At 66.6% G+C, this 19,191-nt stretch carries 23 protein-coding genes and 1 other annotated feature; of the genes, 3 read left to right on the top strand and 20 right to left on the bottom strand.

The annotated features are described in order from the left end of the window. Window positions 1-38 precede the first annotated feature (38 nt). From ACFO5X_RS01420 to phnC, 9 genes are all read right to left on the bottom strand, one after another. On the bottom strand, window positions 39-377 hold the full coding sequence (locus ACFO5X_RS01420; protein WP_380715185.1) for an endonuclease domain-containing protein: 339 nt from the start codon (window positions 375-377) through the stop codon (window positions 39-41). Window positions 378-638: 261 nt separating this feature from the next. After that, a complete protein-coding gene (locus ACFO5X_RS01415) occupies window positions 639-1,727 on the bottom strand; it encodes a carbon-phosphorus lyase complex subunit (RefSeq protein ID WP_380715183.1) in 1,089 nt (362 codons plus the stop codon). Next, complete coding sequence (gene phnH / locus ACFO5X_RS01410; RefSeq protein ID WP_380715181.1) at window positions 1,727-2,296, bottom strand: phosphonate C-P lyase system protein PhnH; 570 nt, start codon at window positions 2,294-2,296, stop codon at window positions 1,727-1,729. Before phnH ends, ACFO5X_RS01415 begins: the two co-directional genes overlap by 1 nt. After that, the gene (gene phnG, locus ACFO5X_RS01405; RefSeq protein WP_380715179.1) at window positions 2,293-2,742 is read right to left on the bottom strand and encodes a phosphonate C-P lyase system protein PhnG; all 450 of its coding nucleotides are present in this window, start codon (window positions 2,740-2,742) and stop codon (window positions 2,293-2,295) included. Before phnG ends, phnH begins: the two co-directional genes overlap by 4 nt. 99 nt (window positions 2,743-2,841) lie before the next feature. After that, window positions 2,842-3,462 (bottom strand): LbetaH domain-containing protein, encoded by a 621-nt coding sequence (locus ACFO5X_RS01400; protein ID WP_380715177.1) that lies wholly within the window; start codon window positions 3,460-3,462, stop codon window positions 2,842-2,844. A 3-nt stretch (window positions 3,463-3,465) separates the two neighbouring features. Then, a complete protein-coding gene (gene phnE / locus ACFO5X_RS01395; protein WP_380715175.1) occupies window positions 3,466-4,773 on the bottom strand; it encodes a phosphonate ABC transporter, permease protein PhnE in 1,308 nt (435 codons plus the stop codon). Then, the gene (phnE, locus tag ACFO5X_RS01390; protein WP_380715174.1) at window positions 4,770-5,636 is read right to left on the bottom strand and encodes a phosphonate ABC transporter, permease protein PhnE; all 867 of its coding nucleotides are present in this window, start codon (window positions 5,634-5,636) and stop codon (window positions 4,770-4,772) included. The genes phnE (ACFO5X_RS01395) and phnE (ACFO5X_RS01390) overlap by 4 nt, the downstream gene beginning before the upstream one ends. 62 nt (window positions 5,637-5,698) lie before the next feature. Further along, window positions 5,699-6,607, bottom strand: a complete 909-nt coding sequence (phnD, locus tag ACFO5X_RS01385) for a phosphonate ABC transporter substrate-binding protein (RefSeq protein ID WP_380715173.1) — start codon at window positions 6,605-6,607, stop codon at window positions 5,699-5,701. A gap of 68 nt (window positions 6,608-6,675) precedes the next feature. Continuing rightward, window positions 6,676-7,497, bottom strand: coding sequence for a phosphonate ABC transporter ATP-binding protein (phnC, locus tag ACFO5X_RS01380; RefSeq protein WP_380715172.1), 822 nt, complete (start codon window positions 7,495-7,497; stop codon window positions 6,676-6,678). Between the two features lie 292 nt (window positions 7,498-7,789). Here phnC and ACFO5X_RS01375 point away from each other — a divergent pair, with 292 nt between their 5' ends. Beyond that, window positions 7,790-8,056, top strand: a complete 267-nt coding sequence (locus ACFO5X_RS01375) for a YjhX family toxin (protein WP_380715170.1) — start codon at window positions 7,790-7,792, stop codon at window positions 8,054-8,056. A gap of 87 nt (window positions 8,057-8,143) precedes the next feature. Here ACFO5X_RS01375 and ACFO5X_RS01370 read toward each other — a convergent pair whose 3' ends face one another. The 10 genes from ACFO5X_RS01370 to hisD all read right to left on the bottom strand — a co-directional run bounded on the left by ACFO5X_RS01370 (window position 8,144) and on the right by hisD (window position 15,744). Next, the gene (locus ACFO5X_RS01370; protein ID WP_380715168.1) at window positions 8,144-9,169 is read right to left on the bottom strand and encodes a ribonuclease E/G; all 1,026 of its coding nucleotides are present in this window, start codon (window positions 9,167-9,169) and stop codon (window positions 8,144-8,146) included. After that, the gene (locus tag ACFO5X_RS01365; protein ID WP_380715166.1) at window positions 9,166-9,750 is read right to left on the bottom strand and encodes a Maf family protein; all 585 of its coding nucleotides are present in this window, start codon (window positions 9,748-9,750) and stop codon (window positions 9,166-9,168) included. Before ACFO5X_RS01365 ends, ACFO5X_RS01370 begins: the two co-directional genes overlap by 4 nt. Before the next feature lie 84 nt (window positions 9,751-9,834). Beyond that, a complete protein-coding gene (gene infA, locus ACFO5X_RS01360; protein WP_005978431.1) occupies window positions 9,835-10,053 on the bottom strand; it encodes a translation initiation factor IF-1 in 219 nt (72 codons plus the stop codon). A gap of 183 nt (window positions 10,054-10,236) precedes the next feature. Continuing rightward, a complete protein-coding gene (locus ACFO5X_RS01355; protein ID WP_380715164.1) occupies window positions 10,237-10,821 on the bottom strand; it encodes a GNAT family N-acetyltransferase in 585 nt (194 codons plus the stop codon). Then, a complete protein-coding gene (locus ACFO5X_RS01350; RefSeq protein WP_380715162.1) occupies window positions 10,818-11,207 on the bottom strand; it encodes a ketosteroid isomerase-related protein in 390 nt (129 codons plus the stop codon). The genes ACFO5X_RS01355 and ACFO5X_RS01350 overlap by 4 nt, the downstream gene beginning before the upstream one ends. Before the next feature lie 44 nt (window positions 11,208-11,251). Continuing rightward, on the bottom strand, window positions 11,252-11,707 hold the full coding sequence (locus ACFO5X_RS01345; protein WP_380716356.1) for an arsenate-mycothiol transferase ArsC: 456 nt from the start codon (window positions 11,705-11,707) through the stop codon (window positions 11,252-11,254). 4 nt (window positions 11,708-11,711) lie between these two features. Continuing rightward, window positions 11,712-12,191, bottom strand: a complete 480-nt coding sequence (locus ACFO5X_RS01340; RefSeq protein WP_380715159.1) for a UPF0262 family protein — start codon at window positions 12,189-12,191, stop codon at window positions 11,712-11,714. Window positions 12,192-12,272: 81 nt separating this feature from the next. After that, on the bottom strand, window positions 12,273-13,259 hold the full coding sequence (locus ACFO5X_RS01335) for an MBL fold metallo-hydrolase (protein ID WP_380715157.1): 987 nt from the start codon (window positions 13,257-13,259) through the stop codon (window positions 12,273-12,275). 120 nt (window positions 13,260-13,379) lie between these two features. Further along, window positions 13,380-14,342 (bottom strand): LuxR C-terminal-related transcriptional regulator, encoded by a 963-nt coding sequence (locus tag ACFO5X_RS01330; RefSeq protein WP_380715156.1) that lies wholly within the window; start codon window positions 14,340-14,342, stop codon window positions 13,380-13,382. A 100-nt stretch (window positions 14,343-14,442) separates the two neighbouring features. Beyond that, complete coding sequence (gene hisD / locus ACFO5X_RS01325) at window positions 14,443-15,744, bottom strand: histidinol dehydrogenase (RefSeq protein ID WP_380715154.1); 1,302 nt, start codon at window positions 15,742-15,744, stop codon at window positions 14,443-14,445. 180 nt (window positions 15,745-15,924) lie between these two features. After that, window positions 15,925-15,982: a sequence feature (sul1 is cis-regulatory element that is thought to sense ions involved in sulfur or methionine metabolism; They are found in Alphaproteobacteria), on the top strand. Between the two features lie 68 nt (window positions 15,983-16,050). On the opposite strand from hisD, the gene ACFO5X_RS01320 reads away from it, so the two are divergent. Further along, window positions 16,051-17,532: a SulP family inorganic anion transporter gene (locus ACFO5X_RS01320; RefSeq protein WP_380715152.1), complete on the top strand. Its 1,482-nt coding sequence runs from the start codon at window positions 16,051-16,053 to the stop codon at window positions 17,530-17,532. Between the two features lie 13 nt (window positions 17,533-17,545). Continuing rightward, a complete protein-coding gene (locus ACFO5X_RS01315) occupies window positions 17,546-18,397 on the top strand; it encodes a universal stress protein (protein ID WP_380715150.1) in 852 nt (283 codons plus the stop codon). A gap of 34 nt (window positions 18,398-18,431) precedes the next feature. On the opposite strand, the gene ACFO5X_RS01310 is transcribed toward ACFO5X_RS01315, so the two are convergent. Continuing rightward, on the bottom strand, window positions 18,432-18,965 hold the full coding sequence (locus ACFO5X_RS01310; RefSeq protein ID WP_380715148.1) for a GNAT family N-acetyltransferase: 534 nt from the start codon (window positions 18,963-18,965) through the stop codon (window positions 18,432-18,434). Window positions 18,966-19,191 lie beyond the last annotated feature (226 nt).

Here is a 19,191-nt window from a genome sequence, read left to right as displayed (position 1 = left end):
CCGGCCTCCGGTGCGCGCTTCGGTCCGGGCGGCGCAGGTCAGGCGGCGCGTTCGGCGATCCGCGTCAGAACGCCCGGGAGGTTGTCGAGAATGTCGCTGTTCCAAAGGCGCAGCACGACAAAGCCGTTCCGCGCGAGCCATGCATCGCGCGCTGCATCCGTCGCGGAGTCGCCATGACCGCCGCCATCCGCCTCGACGATCAGCCGCCGCTCGGGGCAGAGGAAATCCGCGATATAGGGGCCGACCGGCACCTGCCGGCGGAACTTCAACCCGCAGAGCCGCCGGTCGCGCAGCTGGTACCAGAGGATACGCTCGGCGGCCGTCATCTCCCGGCGCAGCCGCCGGGCGCGAGAGGTCTGGAGTGCGGACTGGCGCATGGGGCGCAGTCTGCGCCCGCGATGGTGAAGGATGGGTTAAGGGGGGCGCGCCCCTCACCCTAACCCTCTCCCCCGAGGGGAGAGGGGACCTGTTGCGATTGTGGTGCGCGTGGCTCGCTCCCTCGGAGCGGGCTGGGACGCGGGGCTCAGCGCCAAGCCCGACCAAAGCGCCATCCCCTCTCCCCTCGGGGGAGAGGGTCAGGGTGAGGCGACCAGCGCAACGCCCGACCAAAGCGCCATCGGCACCCAGGAGGACAACATTCATTCCGCCGCCTCCCGCATTTCCTCGGCCTCCGCCTCGCGGCGCAGCTTGCGGACCAGTTCCAGCTCGGACTGGAAGTCGACGTAATGCGGCAGCTTGATATGTTCGAGGAATCCGGTCGCCTGGATGTTGTCGGCGTGGCTCAGAACGAATTCCTCGTCCTGGGCGGGTGCGCCGGTGTTCTCCTCTCCAAGTTCCTCCCAGCGCAGCGCCCGGTCGACCAACGCCATCGAGATCGCCTTGCGTTCGGTCTGGCCGAAGACCAGACCGTAGCCGCGGGTGAATTGGGCCGGCTCGGTCCTGGACCCGGTGAACTGGTTCACCGTCTCGCATTCGGTCAGCACCACCTCGCCGATGTCGATGGCAAAGCCCAGCTCGGGGATCTCCATCTCGACCGCCACCGTGCCGATGCGCAACTCGCCGACGAAGGGATGGTTGCGCCCGTAGCCCCGCTGGGTGGAATAGGCCATGCCCAGCACGAAACCCTCGTCGCCCCGGGTCAGCGCCTGCAGCCGCAGGTCGCGCCCCGCCGGGTATTCCATCGGCGCACGTGTCATGTCGCGCGGCGCCGCACCGCCGTCATGCTCCTCCTGGATCAGCCCGTCGCGTCCCAGCATGTCCGTCACGCGCGGCATCGGCGTCTCGGGTGCCGGGGCCGTCGCGGCCTGAGGCGCCAGCCCCTCGGCGGCCAGGTGGAAGTCAAGCAGGCGGTGGGTATAGTCGAACGTCGGTCCCAGCACCTGCCCGCCGGGCAGGTCCTTGAACGTGGCCGAGATCCGCCGGTCGCACGCCATGGTCCCGGTGTCGACCGGGCGCGACTGGCCGAGGCGCGGCAGCGTCGTGCGATAGGCGCGGACGAGAAAGATCGCTTCGATGAGGTCGCCGCGCGCCTGCTTGATCGCCAGCGCAGCAAGGTCGGGATCATAGAGCGAGCCTTCGGCCATCACCCGGTTCACCGCGAGGCTCAGCTGTTCGCGGATCTGGGTCAGCGACAGCTCGTTGACGGCGGTATCGCCGCGCCTTTCCTCGGCCAGCCAGTCATGCGCGTTGGCGATGGCGCGCTCGCCGCCCTTGACTGCAACATACATCAGCCTGCCTCCACGCGGGTAGACCGGGGCAGGCCGGCGATGCGGTTGCCGCAGGTCAGGAAACTGTCAAAGCCCAGAGGGAAACGGGCATGATTGGCGCGAAAGGCTGCAACTTCGGGAAGCGACAGCCGCGCGGTGCCCAGGATGCCGGGGCCGCTCAGGCCTGCACCTTCCGGGTGCAGTTCGTCGACCTCGACGATCAGGGTCGCGGCCCGGTCCGGGTACTCAGGGGTTCCCGCCGGGAAGTCGGCGACGGGGGCCAGCGTTTCCCATCGGCCGAGGGCGAACATCGCTTCGGCCCGCCGCGCCACCAGCGGCGCGCCGCAGTGGAAGGCCAGCCAGGCGCGCACCGCGTCGCGGTCATGCGCACCGGCCAGGAAGACCGGTGTCTCGGCGTCGCAGAGCGTGAGCAGCAGCACCGCCGCCGCCGGCGAGACCGGGGCCGGCGCGGCGGCCCCCGCCAGCGTTTCGATCCGGCCCGGTCGTGCCATGGCAGTCATTGCGGCGCGAAAGGCCAGGGCCGATTGCACCGACGGTGTGTCAAAGCCGCCGCTCAGAGCCTCGCTCATGGGTCCTCTCCCCGTACCATCGTGAAGAATTCCACCCTTGTGGCCGCGGCCTTTTCCGCCCGTGTCGCCCGCCGTTCTGCCGCCTCGCGCGCCAGGGGGGTAATCACCGCGTCCATCACTTCTTCCGCGCGATCGGTCTGCAACAGCGCATCGGCCAGCGCAGCCTGGGTCGCGTGGCGGCGGTCGCGGCCCTGGACATAGGCGTGACCCACCGTGCCGTCGGCCAGTTTCAGCGCGCAGCGCGTTACGGTCATCTCGCCCAGGTTGAAGGCCGCGCCGGTGCCACCCATCCGGCCCCGCACCATGACGCCGCCGGTTTCCGGGCGGCGCAGCCATTCATGCGCGGGCAGCGGGCCAAGCGTCTCGGTCAATTCCGCCAGACGCGCGGCGGGCGCGCGGGCCAGCAGGCTCATCCAGCCGGGTCTGGTCGCGGGATCAGCGGTCATTTCGACACCTTCGCGATTTGTCTATCTATACAACTAGACAAATAATAGCCGGATGCAATACGACCGGCAACAGAAGCTTCGTGAAGTTTTCATGACAGCTCAGGCGCGCGCATGGCGCTCCAGAAAGGCCTCGATGGACAGCGAGCGGAAATCGTCCAGGCGTGCGCGCAGGGTCGCGTGATCCCAGTCCCACCAGGCCAGAGTCATCAGCCGTTCGGCGATATCTGGCGGGAATCGATCCCGGATCGGGCGCGCGGGAATGCCTGCGACGATCTGATAGGGCGCGACGTCCTTGGTCACCACCGCCGAAGACGCGACCACCGCGCCGTGGCCAACCGTCACCTCGGGCCGGATCACCGCGTTGTGCCCGATCCAGGTGTCATGCCCGATCCGCGCAAGGCGCGAGCGGCGATGCGCGAAGAAGGCATCGTCGGTTTCGGCATCGTCCCAGTAGTCGGAAGAGCGGTAGAGGAAATGGTGCAGCGAGGCGCGCTGCATCGGGTGATCGGTCGGACCGATCCGCACGAAGGCGGCGATATTGGCGAACTTGCCGATCTCCGCATTGGCAATGTCGGCATAGCGGTCGCAGTACGAGTAGTCGCCCAGCGTTGAAAAAGCCACGCGGGATCCGCGCCCGATCTCGACGAAGGCGCCCAGCCGGCTGGCGGTGATCTCGGTCTCGGGATGCAGGAACGGGGCGTCGGATGTGAGGCGGGCCATGTCCTATCCCCGGATCAGGCGGCGACGGATCCAGCCGGACAATGCGTCCATCGCAAAGACCATCAGGATGATGAGAATGACGTAATAGGTCACTTCCTCCCAGTCCTTCTGGGTCTGGATCGCCTGCGTCAGCAACAGGCCGATGCCGCCGCCGGTGATCGCGCCGATGATCGTGGCGCTTCGGGTGTTGGATTCGAAGTAGTAGAACACCTGGCTCAGCAGCACCGGCATCACCTGCGGAATCACGCCGAAGCGATAGCGCTGCGCCGCGTTCGCGCCGGTCGATTGCACGCCCTCGATCTGGCGAGTGTCCACGTTTTCCAGTGCCTCCGAGAAAAGCTTGCCGAAGGATCCGGTATCGGTCAGCAGGATCGCCAGCGATCCGGTCAACGGGCCGGGACCGAAGGCGCGTGACAGCAGGATGGTCCAGATCAGCCCGTCCACGCCGCGCGCAAAGTCGAAGACCCGTCGCACCAGCGCCCGCAGGGCCACCAGCGGGGCAAAGTTGCGGGCGGCGAGAAAGGCCAGCGGCAGGGAGACGATGGCGGCGCCGAAAGTGCCGAGAAAGGCCATCAGCACCGTCTCGCCCATCGCCCACAGCACCTCGCCGTGGCGCCAGACCGGATTCTGCCAGAAGTCGTGCCACATGCCCCGAAGGTTAGAACGCTGCGGGTCGAGCCGCGGCCCGGTCAGCAGGTCCAACAGCCCATGGCCGTAGTAGGGACTTTCCAGCGTGAAGAAGAACATTTCCCATCCCGGGAAATAGCGGAACACCTCGGTGCGCGCGCGGGTGAGCGAGACGCGGCCGCCCGGCATCGTCACGTCCAGCCGCGTGGGTGCATAGTCGATCCAGCCGGGCAGGGCGCTGGCGTTGCGGTCGATCCGGACCTCGCTGCCGTCGTGCCACGCCTCGATGCTGTCCTCTGGGATGTCGATCAGCACCCGGTCGCCGGCAAAGGTGACGACATGGCCCTCGCTCAAATCGACCCGCGTCTCGTTGCCGCTCTGTTGCACCCAATCGGGCAGCCGGCCGGCGGCATAGGTGCCTTTCCGCTCGCCTTCGATGGACACGACCACATCGCCCGAGCGGTTGTTCCGGGTCACGTGGGTCTTGTAGCTGTAGCTGTCCGACACGAAGGTCGACATGTGATCCCAGCGCATCCGCTGCCAGAGACCGCCCATGTCGAAGGCGACGAAAACATAGGCGAGGTAGGCGAGAACACCCAGCGGAACGGCAAAAGCCAGCAGGCGGCGGCGCGAGATGTCGTGAACGGCGCGGGCGCGGATCACGTCGATGGCGGTCAGGGTCATGCCCGGCTCCTTTCGCGGATCAGCCTGTCGCGCCACTGCGACGACAGCTGGTCGAACAGAACGATTGTGCCGAACAGCAGCAGGAAGATGGCGGCGCTTTCGGCAAAGCGCCCCATGCCCCAGCTGATCGCGTTGCGCAGCTCGTAACCCAGTCCGCCGGCACCGACAAAACCCAGGATCGCCGAGGCGCGGACGTTGATCTCGAATCGCAGCAACGTGTAGCTGAGGTAATTCGGCGCCACCTGCGGCACCACGCCCAGCCACATCCGCTGGCCCCAGACCGCCCCGGTCGAGGCGAGGCCTTCCAGCGGTTTCAGGTCGGCGTTCTCGTTGACCTCGGAAAACTGCTTACCCAGCGCGCCGGCCGTGTGCAGCGCAATGGCGATCATTGCAGGCACCGGCCCGCCGCCCATGAGGAAGATCAACACCAGCGCAATCACGATATCGGGAATGGCGCGCAGCACGTCCAGCAGGCGGCGGAACACGCCAACCAGCCTCGGCCAGCGTGCCAGACCCCGGGTCGCCAGCAGCGCCAGGAAGAAGGCGGCACAGGCGCCAGTCAGCGTCGAGACCGCCGCGATGTTCAGCGTTTCCACCAGCGAGGGCAGATACTGCCACAGCAACCCGGGCAGTTCGTCCGCGCGCTGCCAGGCCTCGGTCACCACATCGGCGGGAAAATCCAGGATATGCGGCAACCCGTCCCAGAATCCGCCGGCGTTGCGTTCGTCCGCCACCCGGAAACCGGCCACCAGTGCCACGACGAAGAGCACCGTCAACAGGCTGCCGTACAGCCTGCGCTGACGCACCAGCGCGAGATAGCTGTTCTGACGGTCCATGGGAAGCATGGCGGCGTGATCGGTCATCGGGGCATCCTTGCAAAAAGGCCCCGCGCACAGCACGGGGCCTCTGTATCGGTGAGGCAGGGTCAGTTGGTCTTGGCCCGGCGCACTTCGATGATCGTCTCGTAATAATCGTGCGTGATCGGCACGAAGCCGGCGGTTTCGCCAGCCGCCATGCCGTAGGTGCAATCCTTGTCGACGTTGATCATGTTCTGGACCAGTTCGGTCATCTTGACCTTCACGTCCTGCGGCAGCGATTTCTTCAGGACGACCGGGCCTTCCGGGATCGGCTTGGATTTCCAGATTTCGACCATGTCGTTCATGTTGACGAGACCGGCATCGACGGCCTTGCGCAGCGCGCCCGAGTTATAGCCGTCTTCCCAGTTGCCCAGTCCATCGGCCCAGGTCACGCCGGCATCGATATCGCCATGGGCGACGGCGACGATGGTCTGCTCGTGACCGCCGGTGAAAACGACCTCGCCGAAATACTTGCCGGGCTCCATCGAAGCGCCGGTGATCTGGGGGATCTCGATGGAGGGGATCAGATAGCCCGAGGTCGAGTTCGGATCGCCGAAGCCGAACTTCTTGCCCTTCACGTCGGCCAGCGACTTGATGCCGCTTTCTTTGCGGGCAAAGCCGATCGAGTGATAGGTATACGAGCCGTCGAGGTTGGCCTTGACCAGCACCGGTTCGACCGCATCGGGGTTCTGCAGGTAGGTGGCCGCATAGCCCGACGAGCCGAGCCAGGCCATGTCGAGCGTGCCGCCCAGCAGGCCCTGGATGACGCCGTTGTAATCGGCCGGGGCAAACAGCTTCACCGGAACGCCCAGGGCCTCCTCGGCATAGGCGCGCAGGCATTCGTTGCTGTTCAGACGGTCCTGGGCGTTTTCGCCGCCCAGCAGGCCGATGTTGAATTCGGTGATCTTGGCGTCATCCGCCATGGCCTGTCCGGCGATGGCAGTCGTGGCGAGAAGCGCCGCGAGAAAGAGTTTCATCTGTCCGTATCTCCTTCGGGAAAAGCGGCACCGGTCCCTCCGGTCCCGCGGGTGAACTTGGGGCAGGGTCAGGGACCCATCATCGACAGCGCATAGCTGTCGTCTGCGCGCTCCAGCGTCTCGATCTCGGTCGAGGTTGCCGCCTCGCTGAAATCGGCGTTTGCGCCGTAGATCTCGCGCGCGACCTGCGTGGTCAGCAGCTCGGGCGCGCCGTCAAAGACCATGCGACCGTCGCGCATCCCGATCACCCGGTCGCAATAGCGCCGCGCGGTGTCGAGGGTGTGCAGATTGGCGATGACGGTGCGGCCGTCCTCTTCGTGGATGCGTCGCAGCGTCGCCATCACTACCTGGGCGTTCATCGGGTCCAGCGAGGCGATGGGTTCGTCAGCCAGGATGATGCGCGGGTCCTGCATCAGGGCGCGCGCGATGGCGACGCGCTGCTGCTGGCCGCCCGACAGTGCCTCGGCCCGCTTTGCCGCCTGTTCGGCGATGCCCAGCCGGTCGAGAATGTCGATGGCGCGGTGAATGTCGCTGGCCGAATAGAGGTTGAACACGGTCGCCAGCGTCGAACGGCGGTTCAGCGTGCCATGCAGGACGTTGGAGACCACGTCGAGCCGGGGCACCAGGTTGAACTGCTGGAAGATCATCGCGCAGCGGGCCTGCCAGGCCCGGCGGGCCTTGCCGCGCAGCGCCAGAACGTCCTCGCCGTCGAAAAGGACCTGCCCGGACGTCGCTTCGGTCATGCGGTTGACCATCCGCAGCAGGGTGGATTTGCCCGCACCCGACCGGCCGATCACCCCGACCATCATCGGACGGTCGATTTCGAAGCTGACGCGGTCGACGGCGGTGTTGGTCCCGAATCGGCGGGTCAGTTCCTTGACATACAGCATGTGGCCCCCACGGTCGCTTGCGGGGCACTCCTGTCACGAGTCGGTCACGCCTGCGTGTCGTCGCGGCAAAAGTTTTGTGACGCACCGGCTTTGACGCCGCAGGGTTGATCTCTCGCCACGCGATCCGTATTTCCCGCGCAGGGCGGTGGCATGGCCGGCGCCCGTTCCAAGAGGATTGGATGTCAGAGCTTGTGAGATAAGGCTCTCTGCGCGTCAGAGAGCCGGGTGAAGACCGAAACCCCGGACCTTCCGTGTCCGGGGAGTCTTTCCGTATCTTTCACAAGAGACTCCAATGAACATCTCACGACGTGAGCAACGTGCCCTGCACGTTCTGGCCCTTGGCGGCCGCATACTCCACGAAAGGGGCGATGGCCCCCGGATCACATCCGTTACCTGTTTCACCCGCGAAGGTCTGGTGCTGGCGGATTTCGACCTGAAGCTGTTCCAGCGCCTGCGCCGGAGACGCCTCATCGAATCCCGTTCGGGCAGCCCCTATCGCATCTCGCGCCTCGGCCGTCTTTCGGTACGCGCGCAGACCAATAATCAGGGCGACGGATAATAGCCGGAACCCGGGTGCGGGCGCGTTATGTCGCCGTCACCCGGGCCTCGCGGGACCGAGGTTTTTTTGCCGATGCCCCGCGAGGGATCAGCGCGCCAGCAACTGGGCCAGCGGCAGGCGTCCCCGCTTGCGCTGCAACTCGAACATCCCCAGCGGTGTCCATCCGGCCAGCGCGGTTTCGTCCGTATCGCCCCGAAAGGCCGATTTCAGCGCGTTCTCGAAGCTGGTGCGGTCCTTGCGCGGCATCGGCGCGACATCCATCACGATCTGACCGCCGAGGCCGCGCAGCCGCAGGGCGCGGGGGAGGGCGCGCGCGGCGGCGATGTTCGCCTTGAGACCTGCCGCCGGCGAGGTGTCACCCCCGGTGTTCACGTCCACCGCCACCAGCGCCCGCGTCGGCTCTATCACCATGCTGCCGCCGCCGGGCAGCTTTTCCTCGGGCCGCAGCAGCGCCGCGATCGCCTCGGTCACGCCGTGGCTGTCGAAGGATCCGGGGCCCTCGGCCACCTCGGCCGGCGCCGTCCATTCGCGCCAGGCCATCATGTGCGGCCCGTCGCCGTCCAGCAGTACCTCGGGCTCGGTGCCCGTATCGCTCAGCACCGCTTCGGCCGCGCCCAGCATGGCGGCGATATCGGCGGCAATGGCCTCGTCCTCGGCTCCCGCGCAGGACGACCGCAGGATCAGACCGTGCGCCGCGCCTTCCATCGCCTCATGGGCAATCTCGAGGATCCGTTCGCGCTCTTCGTCGTCGCGGATCGCGCGCGAGACGTTGATGCCCGGCGCATCGGGCGTGACGATGGCAAAGCGGCTCTTGAACAGCAGCTTGCGCCCGACCGGCACTGCCTTGCCCGGTTCGGCATAGCCCATGACCTGAACCAGCAGACGCTGGCCGGGCGCAAGACCGTCGGCCTGCCGCAAGAAGGCCGATCCTTCGGGTGTGGTCAGGAAAATCCCGCCCTGACCCTTGACCGGCCGATCCGCAATGGCCCGCCAGATGGTGCCCGGGGCCGGCGCGTCGCTGGCGATGAACAGGTCTTCCAGAACTCCGTCCACCATCAGCGCCGCGGCCTCGCGGTCGCCGATGTGGTCGAGTGCGACGACGCGGCCCTTCATGATACCTCCCGATGCAGCGGATAGCCCGCCGCCATGAGCAACCCGGCGGTCTCGGCCAGCGGCAGCCCCACGATGCCGGTGAACGATCCCGAAATCCACGGAATCAGCGCGCCCGCCGGCCCCTGTATGCCATAGGCCCCCGCCTTGCCCTGCCAGTCGCCGGTGGCGAGATAGGCATTCAGCTCCAGATCCGACAGCCGCTTCATCTTCACGGCGCTCCCGACGTCCTTCTGCCAGATGCGCCCGTCGCGCCGCACCGCAACCGAGGTGATCACCCGGTGACGCCGCCCGGACAGTGCCATCAGGAATTCCGCCGCCTGGCCGGCATCGGCGGGCTTGCCCAGGATCCGCCGCCCCAGCGCCACGGTGGTATCGGCGCAAAGCACGATATCCCCGGGGTCTGCTTGCACCGCCTCGGCCTTCGCCCGCGCGATGCGGGCGCAATAGGGCCGGGGCAGTTCCGCTTTCAGCGGATTTTCGTCGATATCCGGAGGCCGCACGGCATCGGGCCGGACGCCAAGCTGGGCCAGAAGTTCCAGCCGCCGCGGGCTGCCGGAACCGAGGATCAGGCGGGGTGTCATCCGGTGCGCTTTCCTACACGGGTGCGCAGCGGCAGGTTGCTGCGCAACCCGCTGGACCCGCGCCGCGCGAAGCTGCGCTTCGCGCTACTTGAAACGATAGTTGATCCGGCCCTTGGTCAGATCATAGGGGGTCATTTCGACCTGTACTTTGTCGCCGGCCAGAACCCGGATGCGGTTCTTGCGCATCTTGCCTGCCGTATGTGCGATGATCTCATGGCCGTTCTCGAGTTCGACCCGGAATGTCGCATTTGGCAGGAGTTCCTTCACGACGCCGGGGAATTCGAGAGTGTCTTCCTTGGCCATGTGGTCTCCATATCAATCCGGCCCGCCAGGATGTGGGCCGCGCGCCTAATAAGGCGCAAACGCGCAGGTTTTCAAGGGGCAAACGATTCGGGCGCGATTTTGTGAGGAATCGCACGGAAAGCCGCTGCGCGGCTGCCTGCGGCGCAGGTATTTGAAAACCGGAGAAGCGCAGGCGCTGTGCACTCAGAGATCGCGGATCCAGACCTGAAGATTCTTTTGATCAGAGGCGGGGCGGTCGATGTCCTTCCAGTCGAACCGTGAGACGGCGCCGGACAGGGGCGCATAGCCGCGTTTGCGCCAGAAACCGTCGAGCGGGCGGTAGTCCGCGGGGCGCAGCGGGTGTGCTGCCGGTCGGATCACGGCGCAGAAGGCCGCGCGGGAAAAGCCAAGGGTGCGGGCATGGCCTTCTCGCAGATCGAAAAAGCGATGGCCGATGCCTTTTCCGCGCCAGTCCGGCAGCAGTATCGACTCGGCGCAATAAAAGACGCTGCCAAGACCGATCCCCGTATCGGCAAAGGCGGCCGCGAAGTCGTCGGCGTGATCGGCCAGCGGCGTGCCCGTTGCGGCGCCGACCAGACGCGCGCCGTCGAAGGCGCCGGCCAGCACGGCGCCCGGGCTGTCACGATAGGCTGCGAGATAGCGCCGCTCGTAGTCCAGCGACCCGTCGTAGAGATAGGGCCAGTCGCGGAACACCGCGATGCGCAGCGCCGCCACATCGTCCAGCGCGGCATCCAGCGCCGCGCCGGTCAGCACCCGGACCTCGGTCACGAGACCTGCCGGATCCAGTCGGCCAGGTTGTAATAAGTCGTCACCCGCGCGATCCTGCCGTCGCGGAGGTCGAAGAAGGACCCTCCCGGCAGGCGGTAGGTCTGTCCGCGGGCCTCGGGCAGCCCGGCGTCGGTGGAAAGATACGTGCCGTTCACGATGAACTCGGCCGCGCCCCGGGTGCCCGCGCCATTCACGAAGATCTCCATGTCTGTCAGCTCTTCGCGGTAGCAGCGGCTCATGTGGGCGCAGAACTCTGCAAACCGCGCCTTGCCGCTGCGAATCTGGCCCTCGTTGACGTGATGCGCCACGTCTTCGGTGACGCAGTCGAGCATCGCCTCGGTGTCGCCGGTGTTGAAGGCCTCGAAATAGCGGTGAATGACAGACATGGGGACTCCTTCGGATCAGACGGTCAGGGGGCGGACTGACGGGCTCAGCCCTGTGTCGGGGCGCCGAAACGGGCCTTCAGCCGGTCAACGATCTGGTCGCGCGCCTGCCGGTAGCTCGCCAGCTTTTCATCGCGGGTGCTGCCCATCTCGGTCGGATCCAGGATCGGCCAGTATTCGACGTCGAGATGGTAGAAGCGCGTCAGTTCCATCGCCCGTTCGCGGCTGGCCGGCGAGAGCGCGATGACCAGATCGAAGGAACTCAGACCCTCGCCCCAGCGCTCCATCTCGTCGAAACTGCGCGAGCGGTGGCGCGACAGTTCGACGTCGATCTCCTTGCAGGCCGCGATGGCAAAGCCGTCGATCTCCAGATCGTTGTGCACGCCCACCGACTGCACATAGGTGCCGGTGCCATAGAATTTCTTCATGATCCCCTCGGCCATGGGCGAGCGGACCGCGTTGTGATCGCAGCAGAACAGCACCGACTGCGGCAGGGGGTGCACCAAGTCAGCCACCAAAGTGCAGCACGCAGATCAGGGTGAACAGCCGCCGTGCGGTGTCGGAATCGACCTCCACCTTGCCTTCCAGCCGTTCCTGCAGCACGCGGCTGCCCTCGTTGTGGATCCCGCGCCGGGCCATGTCGATGGTCTCGATCTGGCTGGGCGGCAGCGTCTTCACCGCCTCATAGTAGCTCTTGCAGATCTGGAAGTAGTCCTTGACGACCTGCCGAAACGGACCGAGCGACAGGTGGAACTCGGCCGCTTTCTGATCGGCCGGGGTCTCGACGTCGAAAACCAGCCGTTTGTCGCGGATCGACAGGTTCAGCTTGTAGGGCCCCTCGGGCACGGCGCGGCCGTCCCGCTGGGGCAGTACGAAGTGATTGGCTTCCAGCAGGTCGAATATGGCGACCTTGCGCTCCTGCTCGATCTCCGGCGTGGGCGGCGGGAGGTTGGAATCGTCCAGCGCGATTTCGCTGATATGGGTCATGGCCGGCATCTCGCTCTTCCGGGATGCCGACGTCACTAGCGCAGTGCGGCGGGTCAGGCAATCCGCCGCACCGCCCGCAGCTCAGGCGGTCAGGGCATTGTGACCGAAATAGAGGAACTCCTGCTCCATTCCCGCGAGCGCGCCTGCTTCCAGTTTGAGGTTCGGGCTGGTCAGCATCTGATAGGATTTCTGCGCCTTCACCCATTCGTCCGCCGGCTGCAGCGTGGTCAGCGTATAGCTCACCGTCTCGTTCAGGTAATGGGTCGGGATGATCGCCTTGGGCTTGAGGCGCGAGACGATGTCGTTGCCCTGGTCGAAGGACAGGATGTGCATCGAACCGTCGACCGGCAGCGTCAGGACGTCCACCTCGCCCACCGCGGCCCAGAAATCGTCGCCCGGATTGTGCCGGTTGTCGCCCCAGATCAGCGTGCGGATGCCGCCCGTCTCCACCAGGTAGACCACCATGTCCATATGGCCGACGTTGTCCGGCGGGCAGGCCTGCGCGCCGAACTCGGCGATGGCGTTGGTCCACTTGTACCAGCCCGGCGCCACGCAGGCGTGCTTGTCGGCGAAACCGGTGATCTTGATGTCGGCGAATTCGAAGTTCCCCACCATGCGGTCCAGCACCATGGTGCTTTCCGGCCGGTCGATGGCGTCATGGTCGAAATGGGTATGCGTCGACATGGTGATGTCGACCTTGGTCTCGGGGAAGGCCTGCTTGAACCAGAGGCCCCAGGCGCCGGACGGGTCGTCCCGGAACGGGTCGAACAGCACCGTCGCCCCCTTGGGCGAGGTGATGCGGATCGCGCAGTGCCCGAAATAGTCGATCGCCACCTCGCCGGTGCTGGCCTGCCCGGTGCTGCCCTGCAGCCCGATCACATGGTTGTTGTTGCCCGGCTGCATCCAGTCGGTCGATTGCGCCTGCACCTTGCCCGGTGTCAGCAGCGCTCCGGCCGCGCCCACGCCGGCGGCCCCCGCCGCCATGAAGAACGAACGCCGCGACAGCCCGGGGGCGATCTCGTCACGGCTGCCGTTGAGGAGGGTGGGTTTCAGATCGTTTCTGTCCATGTCGGTCATCCCTGTTGCGCCCCGGCCTGTCGTCGCCGGGTGCCCCAAGGCTAGCCCGCGCTCCAGCGCGCCATGGCATCGGAATTCCAAGGGCAGACCATGGGGAAGATCCCCATGTTATTACTGGATCGCGTTCAGCATGGAGCGCAGGTTCTGCCCGCTCTTGCGAAGCCCCAGCTTCTTGCGGATGTTGTTGCGGTGGAACTCGATGGTGCAGAGCTCGCGCGACAGGGTGCGCGCGATGTCCTTGGTCGTCTGGCCGCGCATGATCAGCTGGGCGATCTCCTGCTCGGAGGGCGTCAGCCGCTCGAATACATCGCTCAGCCGATTCGACATCGACGAGGTGACCGACGTCAGATTCTCCTCGGCAAGCGCCAGATAGGCCTGCCCGGCCGGATCGTCGGCCAGGCGCGCGCGCAGCTTGCCCAGATGCGGCAGCACCATTCCCTTGATCTGGCGCAGCACTTCGCCGTCATAGCGGCGGCGGTTGCTCTCCACCCGGTCAAGCAGCACCCGCAGCGCGGTATTGGCCTCCTGCAACTCTTCCGTCCGCTCCTCTACCCGCGCCTCCATCTCGTCCAGCGCCACCTGCAGATCGCGCTCCAGCAGCTTGCGCCGGGCGATCTCGGACAACAGCGTCAGGTCCGCTTCGATCAGCCGCGCGAACTGGCGCAGCCCCTCGCGGAACAGAAGCGCCTTGCGGTTGCGCCGCCGGTCGAGCACGCAGATGGTGCCGAAGATCGCGCCATCTGGCCAGTGCAGCGGATAGCCGATGTAAAAGCTCATCCCGTCGATCTCGAGGTCCTCGTTGTCCGACCAGTCCGGATCGCAGCGGGCATCCTCGACCACCAGCTCGCCATCGCGGCGGAACACGCCTTGGCAATAGAGCTTCTCGTGCAGGACAAAGCTCTGTCCGACCTCATAGGGATTGTCCTGGCCCTGGCTGGCGAGAAAGACTGCGTGATCGGGCGCATGCGTGCGCATCACGAGGCTTGCAGGCACCCCGGCGGCGCGGGCGATCAGATCCACCATCCGCTGCCAGTTCGACAGCGTGTCTTCGGGAATTTCGGGTCTCGGTTGCATGGCAGGCCCCCGGATCAGTGACACGGGGGCAGCTTAGGGGCAGGGCGGTCTCTGCGGCAAGCCATTGGCGCCCGCACTGCGCCTCTGCGGCGCCCGTCGCCTATTCGTTCAGCCGTTGCAGCCGCGCCGTGACCGACAGCCCATGCGCCTCAAGACTCTCCGACCGCGCCAGCGTCTCCGCCGCCGGCCCGATGGCGCGCAGCGCCTCCGGCGTCATCCGCGCCAGCGTCGTGCGCTTGAGGAAATCCATCACCGACAGCCCCGAGGAAAACCGGGCCGAGCGCGCCGTCGGCAGCACGTGGTTCGGTCCGCCGACGTAATCTCCGATGGCCTCGGGCGTCCACTGCCCAAGGAAGATCGCTCCGGCATGCACGCAGTGCTCTGCCAGCGCCTCGGGGTCCGCCACGCAGAGCTCCAGATGCTCCGGCGCGATCCGGTTCGACAGCGCCGCCGCCTCGTCCAGGTCCTGCACCACGATCACCGCCCCATAGTCACGCCAGCTCGCCCCCGCGATGGCGCGGCGCTCCAGCGTCTCCAGCCGCGCCTCCACCGCCGCCGCCACCGCCCGGCCAAAGCCTGCGTCATCCGTGATCAGCAGCGACTGCGCGCTTTCGTCGTGTTCGGCCTGGCTCATCAGGTCGAGCGCGATCCAGTCGGGATCGTTGTCCTTATCGGCGATCACCAGGATTTCGGAAGGCCCGGCGATCATGTCGATCCCGACCTTGCCGAAGACCCGCCGCTTGGCCGCCGCGACAAAGGCGTTGCCGGGGCCCGTGATCTTGTCCACCGGGGCAATGCTTTCGGTCCCATAGGCCAGCGCCGCCACCGCCTGCGCCCCGCCGATGCGATAGATCTCGTCCACTCCGGCGATCCGCGCGGCCAGCAGCACCAGCGGATTGATCACGCCGCCCGGCGTCGGCACGCAGATCGCCAGCCGCTCCACCCCCGCCACCTTGGCCGGAACCGCGTTCATCAGCACGGACGACGGATAGGAGGCCAGCCCGCCCGGCACGTAAAGCCCCGCCGCCGAAATCGCACTCCACCGCCAGCCCAGGGTCGCGCCGTCGGGGTCGGTCCAGAGCGCGTTCTCGGGCATCTGGCGGACGTGGTAGGCGCGGATGCGCTCGGCGGCGAGTTCCAGAGCCTCGCGCTCTTTCGCGGGCACCTGCTCGATGGCCGCGTCCACCTCGGCGGTCGTGATCGCCAGCGTCGCCGGCGTCAGGTCCATCCGGTCGAACTTGGCCGTCAGCTCGATCACCGCCGCATCGCCGCGCGCGCGCACATCGGCAATGATGCCAGCGACCACTGCATCCACATCCGGGCTGTCCTCGCGCTTGGCGTTCAGCAGCGCGGTGAAGGCGGTCTCGAAACCGGGCTCGGTCGTGTTCAGGAAGACGGGCATGGCGGACCTCTGGAAACCTCGCCCCGTCCTAGCGGGGCAGGCCGCCCTTCACAAGGCGGCCCGAGGCGCCGTTGCCGGCCCGTCGGCGCTTGAATTGCGGGCACACAGGCGCCCCGAGATCCCACATCGCCCCGAAACGGTTGTGCTTTGCCGTCCCGGAGGCTATCCCCCGGCCGATCGTCTGGACCCGGGTGAAATTCCCGGGTGGCTCTCCCGGCCGCCGATCCGCCGGGCCAACCGCAAGACCCTTGGACCATACCGGCGCGCCCACGCCGCCGGACCGGACAGGAACGGGACATTCCAACCATGAACCTCGACATCTACCGGCGCCAGTGGCTCGGTAATGTGCGCGGCGATCTGCTTTCGGGCCTCGTCGTCGCGCTCGCCCTCATCCCCGAGGCCATCGCCTTCTCGATCATCGCGGGCGTCGACCCCAAGATCGGGCTTTACGCCTCCTTCTCCATCGCTGTCGTCACCTCGATCGCCGGCGGACGGCCCGGCATGATCTCGGCCGCGACCGCAGCGACCGCCGTGCTGATGGTCACTCTGGTCGCCGACCACGGCCTGCAATACCTGCTGGCCACCACCGTTCTCGCCGGCCTGCTCCAGATCGCTGCCGGTTTCGCAAAACTTGGCCAGCTCATGCGGTTCGTTTCGCGCTCGGTCATGACGGGGTTTGTCAACGCGCTGGCCATCCTGATCTTCATGGCACAGCTGCCCGAGCTGATCGGCGTTCCCCTCTTGACCTATCCGCTGGTCGCCTTCGGCCTTGCCATCATCTACCTTTTCCCGCTGATCACCCGCGCGATCCCCTCGCCATTGGTCACCATCGTCGTTCTGACCACGCTGTCGCTGATCTTCGGCTGGGATGTGCGCACCGTGGGCGACATGGGCGAGCTGCCCGACACCCTGCCGGTGTTTCTGATCCCCGACATCCCGCTGACCTTCGAGACCCTGACGATCATCTTCCCATATGCTGCCGCCGTCGCCGTGGTGGGCCTGCTTGAAAGCCTGATGACCGCGAATATCGTCGATGACCTCACCGACACGACATCGGACCGCAATCAGGAATGCATCGGGCAGGGCCTGGCCAATACGGCCACAGGTTTCATCGGGGGCATGGCGGGCTGTGCGATGATCGGCCAGTCGATCATCAACATCAAGTCCGGTGGCCGCGGCCGGCTGTCCTGTTTCGTGGCCGGCACGGTTCTGCTGTTCCTCGTTGTCGCACTGGGCGATCTGGTCGGCCGCATCCCGATGGCAGCGCTGGTCGCGATCATGATCATGGTCTCGATCGGCACCTTCTCCTGGTCGTCGATCCGGCAGTTGCGGACGCACCCGCGCTCGTCCTCCGTCGTGATGCTCGCCACCGTGGCGGTCGTCGTCTATACCCACAATCTCGCCCTCGGCGTGCTGACCGGCGTCCTGCTGTCGGGGCTGTTCTTCGCCGGCAAGATTGCCCAGCTGTTCCGCGTCACCTCGACCCTGTCCGGCGACGGACGGGTGCGCACCTACCGCGTCGAAGGCCAGCTGTTCTTTGCCTCGGCGGAGGATTTCATGGCCGCCTTCGACTTCCGCGAAGCGGCCGAGCGTGTGGTCATCGACGTCAGCGAGGCGCATATCTGGGACATTTCCTCGGTTGCCGCGCTGGACATGGCCGTGCTCAAGTTCCGTCGCGACGGCTGCGATGTCGAGATCGTCGGCATGAACGCAGCCTCTGAAACCATCGTTGACAAGCTTGCCATGCATGACAAGCCGGGTGCGATGGACAAGCTGATGGCGCATTGAGGGAGGCACGACCGTGACCGACAAGATCATAGCCCTGGTGGACGGCTCCACCTATGCCCGCAGCGTCTGCGACCATGCCGCCTGGATCGCCGGGCGCCTTGGCTGCCCGGTCGAGCTGCTGCATGTTCTGGGCCGTCGGGAAGGCGGTGCGGGGTCCGACCTGTCGGGCGCCATTGCACTCGGCGCGCGCAGCGCCCTGCTTGAACAGCTTGCCGCTCTGGACGAGCAACGCTCGAAACTCGCGATTCAGCGGGGCAGGGCCATTCTGGAAGGTGCCCAGGCGCTGCTGGAGCAGGCCGGCGTCACCGCGACCGCGCAGCTGCGTCATGGCGACCTGATCGAGGCGCTGGCCGGCAAGGATGGCGAAGTCCAGATGATCCTGATCGGAAAGCGCGGCGAGGCCGCCGATTTCGCCAGGGGGCATCTCGGCTCGAACCTCGAGCGTGTCGTGCGCGCGGCCACCCGGCCGCTGTTCATCGCCTCGCGCGCTTTCCGCCCGATCCGCCGGGTGCTGGTCGCCTATGACGGCAGCGCCAGCGCGATGAGGGCAGTCGACCATGTGACCCGCTCGCCCCTGTACGCCGGGCTCGACATCTCGGTCGTCACCGTTGGCTCCGACACCGAAGCCACGCGCAAGGGGCTGGACAACGCAAAGGCAATGCTGATGGCCGCCGGGTTGCACGCCGAGGGCCGCATCGTGCCCGGCCAGCCGGAAGAGGCGCTGGGCAGGCTGGTGACCTCGGAACATTTCGACCACCTTGTCATGGGCGCCTCGGGGCACTCGCGCCTGCGCGCGCTTTTTGTCGGCTCGACCAGCCTCGAGATGATCCGCACCTGCACGGTGCCGATCCTGCTGGTGCGCTGAGCGGGCGCCTTTTCGGCTGTGGCTGACCCGTCGCTCAGGCCGGCAGGTCGAGTCGCCGCACGTAGAAGAGATCGTCCACCGGCCCGTCGGGCATGAGGACCGCACGCGGGATGGTGCCGCAGCGGTCGAAGCCGTGGCGTTCGTAGAAGGCGATGGCGCGCGGGTTGTCGCCCGCCACGTAGAGTTCGGCCTGGAGCGCTCCCAGTGTGCGGGCGTGGTCGAGAAGAGCGGTCAGAAGCGCCTGGGCCGCCCCCGTGCCCTGTGCGGCCGGAGCGACATAGAAGGGCCCAAGCTCGGCCCGGTGCCGGATGCGCGACAGCGGCATGCATCGGATCGCCCCGATGCCGACAGCGCGGCCGTCGGCGAACACTCCGAACCGCCCACCCTGCGACATGCCGGCGGTATCGCCCTCGGGATCCGCGGCCTCGGCTTCTTCCAGCGTGATCAGGAAGGCGCCCGGAAACAGGCGCAGCCCCTCGGCGCGCAGCGCCCGCCAGATGTCGACATCGTCAGGCCCGAGCGCGCGGACCGAGAGTGCCGTCGGGTGGTCGTTCAAGTGGACAGTCATCGTCAGGGCTCCGCCATTTGGCGCAAGTCGGGGACAAGACCACTGCCAGTTCCAAAGTCCCGTGCCTCCGGCTCGGTGTGCCTCGAAAGGTGCATCCGTCGGGCGGGCCTCACCCCGTTACCCACACGCCGGACTCGGGTCCAAAACTATGTCCTGAAATGCGACTCTGTTTTTTCTTCGGAAAATCATATACTTGACCCCCCGTCCTAGCTGGGACGCCTGAAAG

It is taken from the genome of Seohaeicola nanhaiensis (assembly GCF_042654245.1).
GTDB lineage: Bacteria > Pseudomonadota > Alphaproteobacteria > Rhodobacterales > Rhodobacteraceae > Seohaeicola_A > Seohaeicola_A nanhaiensis.
The sequence above is the reverse complement of the archived record's forward strand: the minus strand, read 5'-3'. Positions and strand labels throughout refer to the sequence as shown.